The sequence below is a fragment of the Prauserella sediminis genome, assembly GCF_014195435.1.
Taxonomy (GTDB): Bacteria; Actinomycetota; Actinomycetes; order Mycobacteriales; family Pseudonocardiaceae; genus Prauserella; species Prauserella salsuginis.
This window is the reverse complement of the sequence record NZ_JACIBS010000001.1, coordinates 463,185-476,910: the sequence shown is the minus strand read 5'-3', so window position 1 is coordinate 476,910 and position 13,726 is coordinate 463,185. Positions and strand designations below refer to the sequence as shown.

The following is a 13,726-nucleotide window of genomic DNA, read 5'->3' as shown; positions in this document are numbered from 1 at the left end:
GCTCGTGGGATACAACACTGCGGGATTGACGGCCGGGAAGTCAACTGGTCGATTCCGCAACTTCTGCTGTGACCTGCGACGACGATGGTGATTTCGGCAGGTGCGGACCACGATCACGCCGACTCGGGGCCGAAGGTCGCCGTGACATCCCCGAGACCGTCCATGTGGGCCACGATCGTCTCGCCTGGATGCACGAAGAAGGCCTGCGTCATCGTTCCCGGCAGCACCACGTGTCCCGGTTCGAGCGAAATGCCCAGCGGCCCGATCGTGTTGGCCAGCCACACGAGGGCGTTGAGCGGTGAACCCAGCACAGCACCGCCCGTGCCGGTGGCCAGCAGCTCGCCCGAGCGCTGCAGGGTGCAGCCCATCAGCCGCAGGTCGACGGCCGACAGCGGAGTCGGCTTCGTGCCGAGCACCACACCTCCGGACGAGGCGTTGTCGGCCACCGTGTCGATGATGGAGATGCGCCAGTCCCGGATACGGGAGTCGACGATCTCCAGCGCGGGCAGCACGAACTCGACCGCCCTCGCCGCGTCGGCCACCGTGACGCCCGGTCCCGTCAGTTCCCTGCCGAGGACGAACGCCACCTCGGGCTCGATGCGAGGCTGCAGGAACGGCGCCGTGATCGGCTGGTGCTCGAGGTGGAACATGCCACTCGTGAGATGGCCGAAGTCGGGCTGGTCGACCCCCATCTGCTGCTGCATCGCAGGCGAGGACAGGCCGACCTTGTGGCCCTTGACGATCTCGCCGGCCTCGACCCAGCCGCGGACCTGTTCCTGCTGGATCCGGTACGCGTCGGTGATCGTCAGATCCGGTCGCTCCTCCACGATCGGATCGATGGGGGTGCCGGTCTCGTAGGCCTGCCGCAGGCGTTTCGCGAGGTCTCCGACGGTGGCGGCGTCGATGGCGTTCATGGGCTCACATTCCGGGTCGGGGGCGGCTGCCGGCAAGCCGGTCGTTCCGATCACAGGGACGACCGGCCACGACGGGAGTGCAGGGCGCGGTCGAGGATCTCGGCCAGGTGCAGTGCGCGCCGTGACGTGAGGTCGGCGATCTGGGTACGGCAGCTGAAGCCGTCGGCGAGCACGAGCGTGTCGTCGGACGCGGCTTCGACCTCGGGGACGAGCGCCCGCTCGGCGGCGGCGACGGAGACGTCGTAGTGGCCGCGCTCCATCCCGAAGTTGCCGGCCAGTCCGCAGCAGCCGGAGTCGAGCGTGCGGCAGGAGATCCCGGCCCCGGCCAGCACCCGCTGGTCGGCGGCGTTGCCCGCAACGGCGTGCTGGTGGCAGTGCTGCTGCGTGATGGCAGGCACGGGCCCGTCGGGGTCGAGCTCGGGGAAGTCAACGTCGGGTGCGTACCGCTCGAGGAACTCGGCCAGTGTGAGGGCGTTGATCCCGTCGCCGGTGCCGCCGTCGATCTCGGCGGGCTCGAACAGGTCGTGGATGTCGTGGCGCAGCACGGCCAGGCAGCTCGGTTCCAGCGCGACGATCGGCGTGCCCGCAGCGATCTCCGGGCCGAGGATCTTCAGCGTCCTCCGCAGCACGGTGCGGGCGACACCGAGCTGCCCGGTGGAGATCCACGTCAGACCACAGCAGACCGATGCACGCGGCAGCACGACGTCGAAACCCGCGTGGTCGAGTACGCGAGCGGCGGCGAGGCCGATGTCGGGGGAGAAGTGGTCGGTGAACGTGTCGGGCCACAGCACCACCCGCGGGCGGGTGAAGGTGGCCGGCACGGATTCCGCGCGGGTGCGCAGGCGTTTGCGCAGCGTGCGACGGGCGAAGCGGGGCAGCGACCGTTGCGGTGCGATGCCGCCGAGCCGGGTCAGTGCCCGCGACAGGCGCCGTGAGCCGAGCACCGCGTTGGCCGCCCAAGGCGCCACCGAGGCGAGGCGCGACCACAGGGGCAGGAACCCGAGCGAGTAGTGCGCCGCGGGCCGGACCCGGCGCCGGTAGTGCTGGTGCAGGAACTCCGCCTTGTACGAAGCCATGTCCACATTGACCGGACAGTCGGACAGGCATCCCTTGCACGCCAGGCAGAGGTCGAGCGCATCGCGCACCTCGGCCGATCGCCAGCCGTCGGGAATCGTGTCGCCGCGCATCATCTCCGACAGCAACCTGGCGCGCCCGCGCGTGGAGTGCTCCTCGCGGCCCGTGGCCATGTAGCTCGGGCACATCACGCCGGTGGAGGTGTCGATGCATTTGCCGACGCCGACGCAGCGGCGCGCCGCGACGGCGAGACTGCCGCCGTCGTGCGGGTACTTCAGCGTGAGCGGCAGCTCGCGCACCGGACCGTCGAACCGCAGGTCGGCGTCCATCGGGCGCGGGCGCACCAGCACGCCGGGGTTCAGCAGGTCGCCGGGATCCCAGATCGCCTTGAACGCCTCGAACAGGCGCAGGATCTCCGGCGAGTACATGCGCGGCAGCAGTTCCGCACGGGCCTGCCCGTCCCCGTGCTCACCGGACAGCGAACCCCCGTGCGCGACGACGAGGTCGCCCGCGTCCTCCATGAACGAGCGGAACCGCGCGCGCCCTGCGTCGTCGGTGAGCGTGAAGTCGATGCGCACGTGGACACAGCCCTCGCCGAAATGCCCGTAGGGAATGCCGCGCAGCCCGTGGTCCGCGAGCAGCCGCCGGAACTCGCGCAGGTAGGCGCCGAGCCGCTCCGGCGGCACCGCGGCGTCCTCCCAGCCCGGCCACGCCTCGGCGCTGCCCTCCGGCGTCGGGATGCGCGTCGCGATCCCCGACGCGGCCTCGCGGATCGACCACAGCTGCTTCTGATCGGCCGGATCGTCGGCGATCGACGTCGTCGCGCCCGTCTCCGCGGTCAGCGTGGCCGCGACCCGCTCGGCCCGCGCTCGCGCGTCCGGGAGGTCGTCCCCGCCGATCTCGACGAACAGCCACCCGCCGCCCTCGGGCAGCCGGTCGAGCGCGGCGGGCCTGCGGCCACGCACCAGCAGGGCGTCGATCATGTCCGAGCCCATGCCCTCCAGCGTGAGGGGTTCCAGCGGCAGGGCGTGCGGCACGGCGTCGGCGGCGGCCACGTCGTCGGCGTATCCGGCGACGAGCAGTACACGCACGGCAGGTGCGGGAACCAGGCGCACCGTCGCCTCGGTGAGCAGCGCGCAGGTGCCCTCGCTGCCGACGAGCGCGCGGGCGACGTCGAAGCCGTTCTCGGGCAGCAGCCGGTCCAGCGCGTAGCCCGACACGCGGCGGGGCAGCGCCGGGAAACCCTGTCGGATCGTGGCCAGGTTGTCGTCGACGAGTGCCCGCAGCGCCCGCGTGTGGGCGTTGTCGGGTGCCTCGCCGGGGCCGAACGTCATCGGCGTGCCGTCGGCGGCCAGTACGTCCAGCGCGACGACGTTGTGCGTCGTGCGGCCCCAGGCCACCGAGTGCGAACCGCACGAGTCGTTGCCGATCATGCCGCCGAGCGTGCAGCGGCTGTGCGTCGACGGGTCCGGCCCGAACGTGAGCCCGTACCGGGCCGCTTCGGTGCGCAGCGCGTCGAGCACGACACCGGGCTGCACCCGCGCCGTCCGCGCCTCGGGGTCGATGTCGAGGATGCGGTTCATGTATCGCGTGTGGTCGAGGACGACGCCCTCGCCGACGGCCTGCCCCGCGATGCTCGTGCCCGCCCCGCGTGCGGTGATCGGGACGCCGAGTTCCCGGCACACTCGCAACGCGGCGCGCACGTCGTCGGCGTCGCGCGGGAACACCACGGCGCGTGGTACGTGCCGGTAGTTCGACGCGTCCATGCTGAACACGGCGCGCGCGGTCGGATCGGCCTCGACGTCGCCGGTCACCGCGGCGCGGAGCCGGGCGGCGAGCCACTCGGCGTCGGCCCGTGCCGTGCCGGGCTGCGGCGCGTCGGGCCGGGGCGGGTCGGTGGGCGTTACGGCGGCTTCGTTGACGGGATCGCTCACGGCGCCCACCGTAGGCGCCGCGGGCCTACCAATTCTCGAGCGACTCGGTGAGAACCGCTTCGACGTCCTCCTCACGCACCGTGCGGGGTGCCACGGCCAGCAGTCGCTGCTGCTGCATCGTGCCCTCCACGAGCGCGCCGATGTCGGAGCGGCCGTAGCCGACGCCGGACAGGCCGTTGGGGATGCCGATGTCCCGCATCAGCGAGGTCAGCGCCGCGGGCAGCCGCTGGCGGTCGTCGGCGGTGGCCTGCTGTGCGCGCGGATCGAGGATGTCGGCCGCGCGCAGGTGTTTGCCCGGGTCGGTGGGGAAGGTGAAGCGGAACGCGGCCGGTGCCGTCAGCGACACGGACTCGCCGTGCGGTACGAGTGCGGCGTCCTGCGGATAGTTGGCCGGCCGGTACTCGCGCACCCGGCCCGCGATCGGATACGCGCACGCGTGCGGCACGTGCACGCCGGCGTTGCCGAAGCCCATGCCCGCGAACGTCGCGGCGAGCATCATGTCGGTGCGGGCCTCGAGGTCACCACCGTTGAGGACGGCCTTGCGGAACGAGCGCGCCAGCAGCTGCAGCGCCTGCTCGGTCCAGGCGTCGGAGATGGGGTTCGAGCCGTTGTAGGCCACCCGCGTCTCCGGCGTGTGCCTGGGGAACGAGTGGAACGGGCGCGCGGTGTACGACTCGAGGGCGTGGCACAGCACGTCCATCCCGCTGGCCGCAGTCACCTCCGGCGGCATCGACAGCGTCAGCAGCGGGTCGATCACGGCGAGGTTCGGCCGCAGGTGGGAGTGGCTGATACCGGACTTGACCTGCAGATCGAGGAAGTCCATGACGCACACGGGCGTCGTCTCCGATCCGGTGCCCGCCGTGGTCGGAACCGCGACGAGCGGCTTCAGCGGCCCCTCGGGTGCCTTGCCCTGTCCGATCGGCTTGTTGACGTAGTCGTAGAGGTCGGCCGGGTAGGTCGTGAAGAGGTTGACCGCCTTGGCCGTGTCGATGGCCGAACCGCCGCCGACGCCGATGAAACCGTCCCACGTGGACTCGCTCGCGAAGTCGATCGCGTCGCGGATGCTCCGGTCGGTCGGCTCGACGTGCACGCGGTCGTAGATCTCGACGGTGAGCCCGCCCGCCTTCGCCGCGTCGGCGACGCGCTGCGGCACGCCGGTGGCGGCGACGTCCGGGTCGGTGACGATCAGCACGCGCCGGGCGCCCAGCTGCGCGAGGTCCCAGCCGATCTCGTCCACGGCGCCCGCACCGAACTTCAGCGGCGTCGCACCCCAGGTGAAGACGGTCTCGTTCAGGTACTGGGTTTTCGGCGAGCTGGGTGTCATCGGCGAGCTCCAGGTTCGTCGCGCGGCAGTCGGCAGCCGCGTCGCGCTCCGTTGCGGACGGATCCGAGCCTCGCACCCCGGTGCCCACTGATCAACCACTGAGTCGGCGTCCGCCGGTCGAGTGAAGGAGCCGGGTGCCGGTTCAGGTCGGCAGGAACCACCGGCGTGCCAGCGACGGCAGCGTCGGGGTGTCCGGGGCGGGTAGCAGCTGCAGGTACGACGACAGGTTCGAGTACCGGTGCAGCACGGTGTACGCCAGCAGGCGGCGTGCCAGGTCCTCGTCGAGCTCGGCCGCGTCGTAGCCGTACCCGAGCAGCAGCTCCCGCAGCAGGCCCGTGTCGCCCGCGGTGAGGAACACGCCGACGGCCGAGAACTCGTACTCCGGCGCGCCCCGCATCGCGGGTTCGAAGTCGAGCAGTCCCGTGGGAACGAATGTGTCGGGGTCGACGAACACGTGCTCCGGCATGACCTCGGTGTGCAGCAACACCGGGTCCGGGTCGCCCAGGTCGACGTCGTCGAGGAACTCCGGTATCTGCGCGCGCCAGTCCTCGGCAAGGCCGAGCCCGGACTGGTGGGCCATCACCTCGCTGCGGCGGCCGGACAGGAACCGCGACCAGTCGGCGGGCCACAGGTCCGGCGGCGGGACGGCGTGGAGCTGCGCCAGCAGCCCGCCGAGGCGGCGCATCAGGCGTACGCGGTCCGATGTGGACATGGCAGGCCATGCCGTCGGGAGATCCACGCCCGGAAGTCGCCGCATGAGGACGTAGCGCCACTCGTCGAGCTCTCCCTCGCCCTCGACGCGGGGAGTCGCGACGTCGAGTGTCCCGTCCAGCGCCGTGAGAGCCGCCAGTTCGGTCAGCGCCTCGTCGACGTCGTCGGCCGGGTAGGCCTTGAGTACGAGCGCGTCGCCGACCGCGAAGACGGGCAGCGAACCGGTGGGGAACGGCTGCACCGGAAGATCGGCGAGGCCTTCGCGGGCGCACGCCGCCGCGACGGGGAAGGTGTCCACCCGCGCAGGCTACGACGGCACATGCGGCCGTACGAGCGATTTCGGTGATTCAGGTGCCCGCCGCGGCCGGTTCGCGGCCGAGGGAGCTCGACGCTGGACCTCCAGCGCGCTCGAGGTTGCATCGTTGCCGGCATGACGACGACCGCGCCGGAGCCGCAGAGCCCGGACCCCGCACACCAGGGCTCCCCGCATCCGCCGTCGCCGCATCCGGACTCCCCGGAGCTGCGGCCAGGACGGACACGACCTCGGCGCCGGAGCGTGCTCTGGAGTCCCGAACGCCGGACAACCACCGCAGGCGTGCTGCTGCTCGTCACGCTGATGGCGTTCGAGAACCTCGGCGTGGCCACCGCGATGCCGACGATGGTCGCCGACCTCGACGGCGGGACGCTGTACTCGTGGCCGTTCACGACGTTCCTGGTCGCCAGCGTGGTGGCGACGGTGCTGTCCGGGCGCGTGTGCGACCGGCGCGGTCCGGTTCCCTCGCTGCTCGGCGGGCCGGTGGTGTTCCTGGTGGGCCTGCTGGCGGCCGGGTTCGCACCGAACATGGCCGTGCTGCTGGCCGGGCGCTTCCTGCAGGGCCTCGGGACGGGAACCGTGCTGGTCGCCACGTCGCTGCTGATCGCGCTCGTGTTCACCGATGCCGAACGCCCGGTGATCTACGCGGCCAACGCGGCCGCGTGGGTGCTGCCCGCCGTGATCGGGCCGTCCGTGGCGGGGTTGGTGACCGACACCGTCGGGTGGCGGTGGGTGTTCCACGGACTGGTCCCGCTCGTGCTCGTGGGTCTTGCCCTACTGGTGCCGGTGGTGCGCAGTGTCGCCGGTTACCGTCCGCCGCCGCGCAGCCGTGCGGCGAGCGTGCCCGCCGCCGTCGCGGCCGCCGTGGGGGTTGCCGCGCTGACCTGGGCGTCCCAGCACCCGTCCGGGTTCGCGCTCGCCTACGGTGCGGCGGGACTGGCCGCGGTCGGGCTCGCGTTGCGCAGGCTGCTGCCCGCCGGGACGGTCACCGGCAGGGGCGGACTGGGTGGACTGGTGCGGTCGCGGGCGTTGCTGGCGGGCACGTTCGCCGGCATGGAGGCGTTCCTGCCCCTGACGATGACCGGGGTGCACGGCTACGGCCCCGCCCTGGCCGGGTTGCCGCTGACCGTCACGGCGCTGAGCTGGTCGCTGGGATCGGCCCTGCAGGGGCGGTTCCCGCACTGGGACCGCGACCGGCTGGTGCGGGCGGGGTTCGCCCTGGTCGGGGCCGGGGTGGCGATGTTCGGCTGCGTCGCGCTGCCGGGATGCCCCGGATGGGTGGCGTTCGCGGCGGCGATCGTCGGCGGGGCGGGAATGGGCATGGCGTACCCGTCGGTGCAGGTCCTGATGTTGCGGCGCGCCGACGAGTCGGAACGCGGCTTCGCCAGCTCGGCCATGCAGCTCGGTGACTGGGTGACATCGGCGCTGGTCATCGGCTTCGGCGGGGTGCTGCTCGGCGCGCTCGGCTCCGCGGCCGCCCCCGGCACGCCGATCGTGGTGCTCGCCGCGTCGCTGACGGTGCTGGCGGCCGTCGGCGGTGCGCTGGCCGGTGCGCGGCGGGAGGGCGAGCGCTCGTGAGCGACGCCGCAGCGTTCGCCGTGAGGGCCCGACTACCCTGGAATGGCGATGACCTACCTCGACCATGCGGCGACCACCCCCATGTTGCCGGACGCCATTGCGGCGATGAGTGACGCGATGTCCACCGTGGGCAACGCGTCATCGCTGCATTCCTCGGGCCGCCGTGCACGCCGCGTCGCCGAGGAGGCCAGGGAAGTCGTGGCCGAGGCGCTCGACGCCAGGCCGTCCGAGGTGATCTTCACCGGTGGTGGGACGGAGAGCGACAATCTCGCCGTCAAAGGCACCTTCTGGGCGCGCAGGGACGCCGACCCCGCGCGCCGGCGGATCCTGGTCAGTGCCGTCGAGCACCACGCCGTGCTCGACGCCGTCCATTGGTTGGCCGATCACGAGGGCGCCGAGCTGACGTGGCTCGAGGTCGACGACCACGGGCGCGTGCGTCCGGAGATGCTGCGGGCCGCGTTCGAGCAGGGCCACTCCGACATCGCCCTCGCCACCGTGATGTGGGCGAACAACGAGGTCGGCACCGTCAACCCGATCGCCGAGCTCGCGGCCGTCTGCGCCGAGTACGACGTGCCGCTGCACACGGACGCGGTGCAGGCCGTCGGAGGCGTGGAGGTCGGCTTCGCCGCCTCGGGGACCCAGGCACTGACCCTGACCGGTCACAAGATCGGCGGGCCGTACGGCGTCGGCGCGCTGTTGCTGGACCGGTCGACCCCGGCCGTCCCGCTGCTGCACGGTGGCGGCCAGGAGCGTGAGGTGCGGTCCGGCACGCTCGACGTGCCCGGCATCCACGCCTTCGCCACGGCGGTGCGGGTCGCCGTCGAACACCGCCGGGAGGTCGCCGAGCGCACCGTCAAGCTCCGCGACGAACTGATCACCGCCGTGCGCTCGGCGGTGCCGGACGCCGTGCTGAACGGTCTGCCCGCCGATTCGGCCGATCGGCTGCCGGGCATCGCGCACTTCACGTTCCCCGGTTGCGCGGGCGACAGCCTGCTGATGCTGTTGGACGCGAAGGGCATCGAGTGTTCCACCGGCTCGGCGTGCACCGCCGGCGTGGCCGAACCGAGCCACGTGCTCACCGCGATGGGCGCCGACGCCTCGGCGGCCCGCGGTTCGCTGCGGTTCTCGCTGGGTCACACATCCACCCAGGACGACGTCGACGCGCTGGCGCGGGAGCTGCGTGGAGCGGTCGACAGGGCACGCCAGGCGGGCCTCGCCGGCATGCGCAAGCAGAAGCAGGAGGCATGAGCCGATGCGCGTACTGGCCGCGATGAGCGGGGGCGTGGACTCGGCGGTGGCGGCGGCGCGTGCCGTCGAGGCCGGGCACGACGTGACGGGTGTGCACCTGGCGCTGTCGGCCAAACCCGGCACGCTCCGCACGGGCGCGCGAGGATGCTGCACCATCGAGGACTCGCGGGACGCCCGCCGCGCCGCCGACATCCTCGGCATCCCGTTCTACGTCTGGGACTTCGCCGAGCGGTTCACCGAGGAGGTCGTGGAGACCTTCGTCGGCGAGTACGCCGCAGGGCGCACCCCCAATCCGTGCGTCACCTGCAACGAGAAGATCAAGTTCGAGGCGCTGCTGGAGAAGGCGATCGCGCTGGGCTTCGACGCGGTGTGCACCGGGCACTACGCCCGGCTGTCCGTTGTGGATGGCGTGCCGGAGCTGCGCCGCAGCGCCGACGACCACAAGGACCAGTCGTACGTGCTGGCCTCGCTGACACCGGAGCAGCTGCGGCACGCGATGTTCCCGCTCGGCTCCTCGCGCAAGCCCGACGTGCGTGAGGAGGCCGCCGAGCGAGGACTGGCCGTCGCCGAAAAACCGGACAGCCATGACATCTGCTTCATCCCCGACGGTGACACGAAGAAGTTCCTCGAGAACCGCCTCGGCGAGCGCCCCGGTGACCTCGTTGACGCCGAGACCGGTGCCGTGCTGGGCAGGCACACCGGTGTGCACGGCTTCACGGTCGGCCAGCGCAAGGGCCTCGGCATCGACGCGCCCGCGGCCGACGGCAAGCCGCGGTACGTGCTGTCGTTGGAGCCGGTGTCCGGAACGGTGAAGGTCGGTTCGTCGCAGGAACTGTCCGTGTCGACGATCGACGCCGACCGTGCGATCTGGCCGTCCGAGCAGCCGCTGACCGGCCCGACCGAATGCGTCGTGCAGGTGCGCGCGCACGGCGGCATGGCTCCCGCCGTGGCCGAGGTCGACTCCGACGGGGACGCGGTGCGGATGTCACTGCGGGAACCGCTGACCGGCGTCGCCCCGGGGCAGGTCGCGGTTCTCTACAGCCCCGATGCCGAGGCGGGCGACGTCGTCCTCGGCAGCGCGAAGATCTCCGCCACGGCGTAATCCCCGGGGATCGTGTCCTGGACACGCGGTGCTGAGCGCAGGACACGTGGTGCTGAGTGCAGGACACGCGGCTGTTGAACGGCTCATGCAGCTGGGGGAGGATCGCGGCGACGACGCAGGTCGAACGCGTCGCGATCACGGAGGAGTTCAATGTCGAACGCAGGGCCCGCCGCCGCGAACACTGCCGCCGCGAACACCACTGCAGTGAACGGTGTCGCGGCGAGCGGTATCCGTTCCAGCACGATCGCCGACATCCCACGGCGCAGCGCTTCGCGGACGCCCCACCGCGTGGCGATCCGGTTCGCCGACCGCACGTGGACCTACGCCGAGTTGGACGCCGCCGTCACGCGCGTCGCCGCGCACCTGCTCTCGCTGGGCCTGAACCACGGTGACCGCGTCGCCGCGTACGGCAAGAACTCCGACGCCTTCCTCATCGGATTCCTCGCCTGCGCCCGCGCGGGACTGGTGCACGTGCCCGTCAACTACAACCTCACCGGTGACGAGCTCGCCTACCTGATCACCCAGTCCGGCAGCCGGATGGTGCTGACCGATCCGGCGCTGCGCGCCAACCTCGACGCCCTCGACCTCGACGTCGAACGCATCGTGGCGCTGCGCGACGCCGACGACTCGCTGTTGGCCGTCGCGAGCACCGGAGACGTTCCGGACTCCGGGGCCCAACTCGGCACCAAGGTCGCCGACACCGATCTCGCCCAGTTGCTCTACACCTCCGGGACGACGTCGCGGCCCAAGGGCGCGATGATGACGCACCGCGCGCTCGTGCACGAGTACCTCTCGTGCATCGTCGATCTCGACCTTTCCGCCGACGACGAACCGCTGCACGTCATGCCGCTGTACCACTCGGCGCAGATGCACGTGTTCCTCATGCCCTGGCTGGCGGTGGGCGCGTCCAACACGATCGTCGAGACACCCGACCCCGCCGACATCCTGCGCCGGATGGCCGAGGACCGGCACGGGGCGTTCTTCGCCGCGCCGACGCTGTGGGTCGCGCTGGCCAACCACGCGGACTTCGGCACGCGCGACCTGTCGGCGCTGCGCAAGGCCTACTACGGTGCCTCGATCATGCCCGGCCCGATCCTGCAGCGCCTTCGCGAGAAGCTACCGGAGCTCGGGTTCTACAACTGTTTCGGTCAGTCGGAGATCGGCCCACTCGCCACCGTGTTGCGCCCCGAGGACCACGACACGCGTCCCGAGTCCGCGGGCCGTCCCGTGTTGTTCGTCGAGGCGCGGGTCGTCGACGCCGAGGGAGGCGACGTCCCGCCCGGTGGCGAGGGCGAGATCGTCTACCGGTCCCCGCAGTTGTGCCTCGGCTACTGGGACAAGCCGGAGGAGACCGACGAGGTCTTCGGCGGCGGTGGGGGTGCCCCCGCCAATGGGGGCGTAGCCGGTGGGGGAGGGGGTGCCCCCGCCGATCAGGGCGTAGCCGGTGGGGGAGGAGGCGTTCCCGCCGATGAGGGCGGGGGATGGTTCCACTCGGGTGACCTGGTGCGGGTGGACGAGGAGGGCTACATCTTCGTCGTCGACCGCATCAAGGACGTCATCAACACCGGCGGTGTCATGGTGGCCTCGCGTGAGGTCGAGGACGCGCTGTACACGCACCCGTCGGTTGGCGAAGTGGCCGTGGTGGGCCTTCCCGACGAGAAGTGGATCGAGGCCGTCACCGCGGTCGTGGTTCCCAAGGACGACGGCCGGCCCGACGAGGACGAGCTGACGCAGTGGGTCAAGGACCGGTTGTCGGCGTTCAAGGTGCCCAAGCAGGTGCATTTCGTCGACGATCTGCCGCGCAACGCGTCCGGCAAGATCCTCAAACGGGAACTCCGCGACCGCTTCAGCGGATAGGCGCAGGGACGAGGGCCAGCAGCGTCTCGGCGAGACGTGCGGCCACGTCGCCGGCGCCGGTGCCGGAAGTGGTGTCGGCGAGCACGATGCGGTGGAGGGTGATCTCGGCGGTCTGCACCAACAGCGCCGCCGTGTGATCCGCCTGCTCCTGCTCACCGACACCGCCACCGTCACCGCCACCGCCACCGTCACCGTCACCGCCACCGTCACCGTCACCGTCACCGTCACCGCCACCGACACCGACACCGACACCGACACCGACGGGGGCGACTCCGCAGCGGCGCACGTGCCGGGCGAGGGCGGTCGTGGTCTCGGCGCGGGAGTGCGTGCAGGCTTGCCACGCCCTCGGGCACGCGTGGAGCCAGGTCGTACAGCACGGTGTGCAGCCGCGGCCGGTCGGCGTGCAGCGCCGCCAGCGTCGCCGTGAGCGCCCGGACGGTGTCCTCCCAGCCCGGTCGGGAGTCGTCGAGTTCGGAGAACGTGACGTGCAGGCCGGCGGCCGCGTCCTTGATATGCCGTTCGGCCAGCGCGCCCAGCAAGGCGACCTTGTTGGGGAAGTACTGATACAGCGTGCCGATGGAGAACCCGGCGCGTTCGGCGATGCGATTGGTGGTCGCCGCCATGCCTTCGCGCTCGAAAACCTGAGCAGCCGCTTCGAGTACGGCGTCGACCGTGAACCGGGATCGCTGCTGGCGTGGGCGTTTTCTGGGTGTGTCCATGGCGGTCCCAACGCGAGTTGTCCCGCACCGCGAGCGGGGGCTGGGATGGGTGTATGCACGAAGCCTACCGTCGTTTCCTGCCCTCCGAACTGCGCGCGGAGCCGCCGCCGCGCCGCGAGTCGACGTGGTGGCGTTGGCGCGGGGCGGACGTCCACGTGGAGCGGGTCGGCGATCCGGACGCGCCGGTGAGGGCGGTCGCCTTCCACGGTGCGGGCGGGCACGCCGCGCTGATGTGGCCGTACGCGGCGCTCGCGGCCCGGCGCGGGGTTCACGTCGTGGTCCCGGACCTGCCCGGGTACGGCGACACCCGCGTGCCCGACCGGTCGGCGGTCCGCTATGCCGATTGGATCGAGGTGGCCTGCGCATTGACGTCCGCCGAACGGGAAACGCACGACGGTCCACTGTGGCTGATCGGCGCCAGCATGGGCGGGATGGTCGCGTACGAGGCCGCCACGCGCACGTGTGGTGTGGACCGGCTGATCGTTACGTGCCTGCTCGACCCGCGGGATGCCGAGGCGCGCAGGGCCGCGGCCCGCCATCCCTGGCTGGGCGCGGCTGCGGGGCCACTGTTGCGGGTCTCCGCGGGGCCGCTGGCCGGTGCCGCAGTGCCGCTGCGGTGGCTCACCAACATGCGCGGCATCGCCAACGACCCTGAGCTGGTCGACGTCGTGCTGGCGGACCGGCGGGGCGGCGGCAACCGGATGCCGCTCGGTTTCTTCCGGAGCTTCTTCGAGTCGGCGCCCGCCGTCGAACCGGAAGTGGCGACGGGGCCGCACGTGGTGCTGGCCCACCCCGCCGACGACCGCTGGACGCCCGCGGCGCTGAGCCTGCGGTTCTTCGACCGGATCGCCGCGTCGAAGGAGTACGTGCCGCTCGAGGCGGCCGGTCACTTCCCGGTCGAGTCGCCGGGTGCCGAGCGGCTCGCGGAGCTGCTGACTCCGCACTGATCCGT

Annotated in this window: 11 protein-coding genes; 5 read left to right on the top strand and 6 right to left on the bottom strand. The window is 71.8% G+C overall.

Features of this window, described 5'->3' with window-relative positions; all coding sequences use genetic code 11:
* Positions 1 to 113: 113 nt before the first annotated feature.
* The 4 genes from FB384_RS02160 to FB384_RS02145 form a co-directional block, all read right to left on the bottom strand.
* Positions 114 to 914, bottom strand: a complete 801-nt coding sequence (locus tag FB384_RS02160; RefSeq protein ID WP_183778652.1) for a 2-keto-4-pentenoate hydratase — start codon at positions 912 to 914, stop codon at positions 114 to 116.
* Between the two features lie 50 nt (positions 915 to 964).
* Entirely contained in the window at positions 965 to 3,754 is a 2,790-nt protein-coding gene (locus tag FB384_RS02155) for an FAD-binding and (Fe-S)-binding domain-containing protein (protein ID WP_183784817.1), read from the bottom strand.
* A gap of 193 nt (positions 3,755 to 3,947) precedes the next feature.
* Positions 3,948 to 5,246, bottom strand: a complete 1,299-nt coding sequence (locus FB384_RS02150) for a hydroxyacid-oxoacid transhydrogenase (protein WP_183778650.1) — start codon at positions 5,244 to 5,246, stop codon at positions 3,948 to 3,950.
* Positions 5,247 to 5,388: 142 nt separating this feature from the next.
* Entirely contained in the window at positions 5,389 to 6,255 is an 867-nt protein-coding gene (locus tag FB384_RS02145; RefSeq protein WP_183778648.1) for a phosphotransferase family protein, read from the bottom strand.
* 132 nt (positions 6,256 to 6,387) lie between these two features.
* On the opposite strand from FB384_RS02145, the gene FB384_RS02140 reads away from it, so the two are divergent.
* From FB384_RS02140 to FB384_RS02125, 4 genes are all read left to right on the top strand, one after another.
* A complete protein-coding gene (locus tag FB384_RS02140; protein WP_183778646.1) occupies positions 6,388 to 7,848 on the top strand; it encodes an MFS transporter in 1,461 nt (486 codons plus the stop codon).
* Positions 7,849 to 7,896: 48 nt separating this feature from the next.
* Entirely contained in the window at positions 7,897 to 9,096 is a 1,200-nt protein-coding gene (locus tag FB384_RS02135) for a cysteine desulfurase family protein (RefSeq protein ID WP_183778644.1), read from the top strand.
* A 4-nt stretch (positions 9,097 to 9,100) separates the two neighbouring features.
* Positions 9,101 to 10,198, top strand: a complete 1,098-nt coding sequence (gene mnmA / locus FB384_RS02130) for a tRNA 2-thiouridine(34) synthase MnmA (protein ID WP_183778642.1) — start codon at positions 9,101 to 9,103, stop codon at positions 10,196 to 10,198.
* A gap of 150 nt (positions 10,199 to 10,348) precedes the next feature.
* Positions 10,349 to 12,055: an acyl-CoA synthetase gene (locus tag FB384_RS02125; protein ID WP_183778640.1), complete on the top strand. Its 1,707-nt coding sequence runs from the start codon at positions 10,349 to 10,351 to the stop codon at positions 12,053 to 12,055.
* Here the strand turns inward: FB384_RS02125 and FB384_RS02120 are convergent.
* Together FB384_RS02120 and FB384_RS02115 are read right to left on the bottom strand one after the other, a co-directional pair.
* Positions 12,045 to 12,341 (bottom strand): hypothetical protein, encoded by a 297-nt coding sequence (locus FB384_RS02120; protein WP_183778638.1) that lies wholly within the window; start codon positions 12,339 to 12,341, stop codon positions 12,045 to 12,047. The two genes, FB384_RS02125 and FB384_RS02120, sit on opposite strands and share 11 nt — an antisense overlap.
* Positions 12,280 to 12,774: a TetR/AcrR family transcriptional regulator gene (locus FB384_RS02115; RefSeq protein WP_183778636.1), complete on the bottom strand. Its 495-nt coding sequence runs from the start codon at positions 12,772 to 12,774 to the stop codon at positions 12,280 to 12,282. The genes FB384_RS02120 and FB384_RS02115 overlap by 62 nt, the downstream gene beginning before the upstream one ends.
* 53 nt (positions 12,775 to 12,827) lie before the next feature.
* Here FB384_RS02115 and FB384_RS02110 point away from each other — a divergent pair, with 53 nt between their 5' ends.
* Positions 12,828 to 13,721 carry an alpha/beta hydrolase gene (locus FB384_RS02110; protein WP_183778634.1) on the top strand — a complete coding sequence of 298 codons (894 nt, stop codon included), beginning with the start codon at positions 12,828 to 12,830 and terminating at the stop codon, positions 13,719 to 13,721.
* Positions 13,722 to 13,726 lie beyond the last annotated feature (5 nt).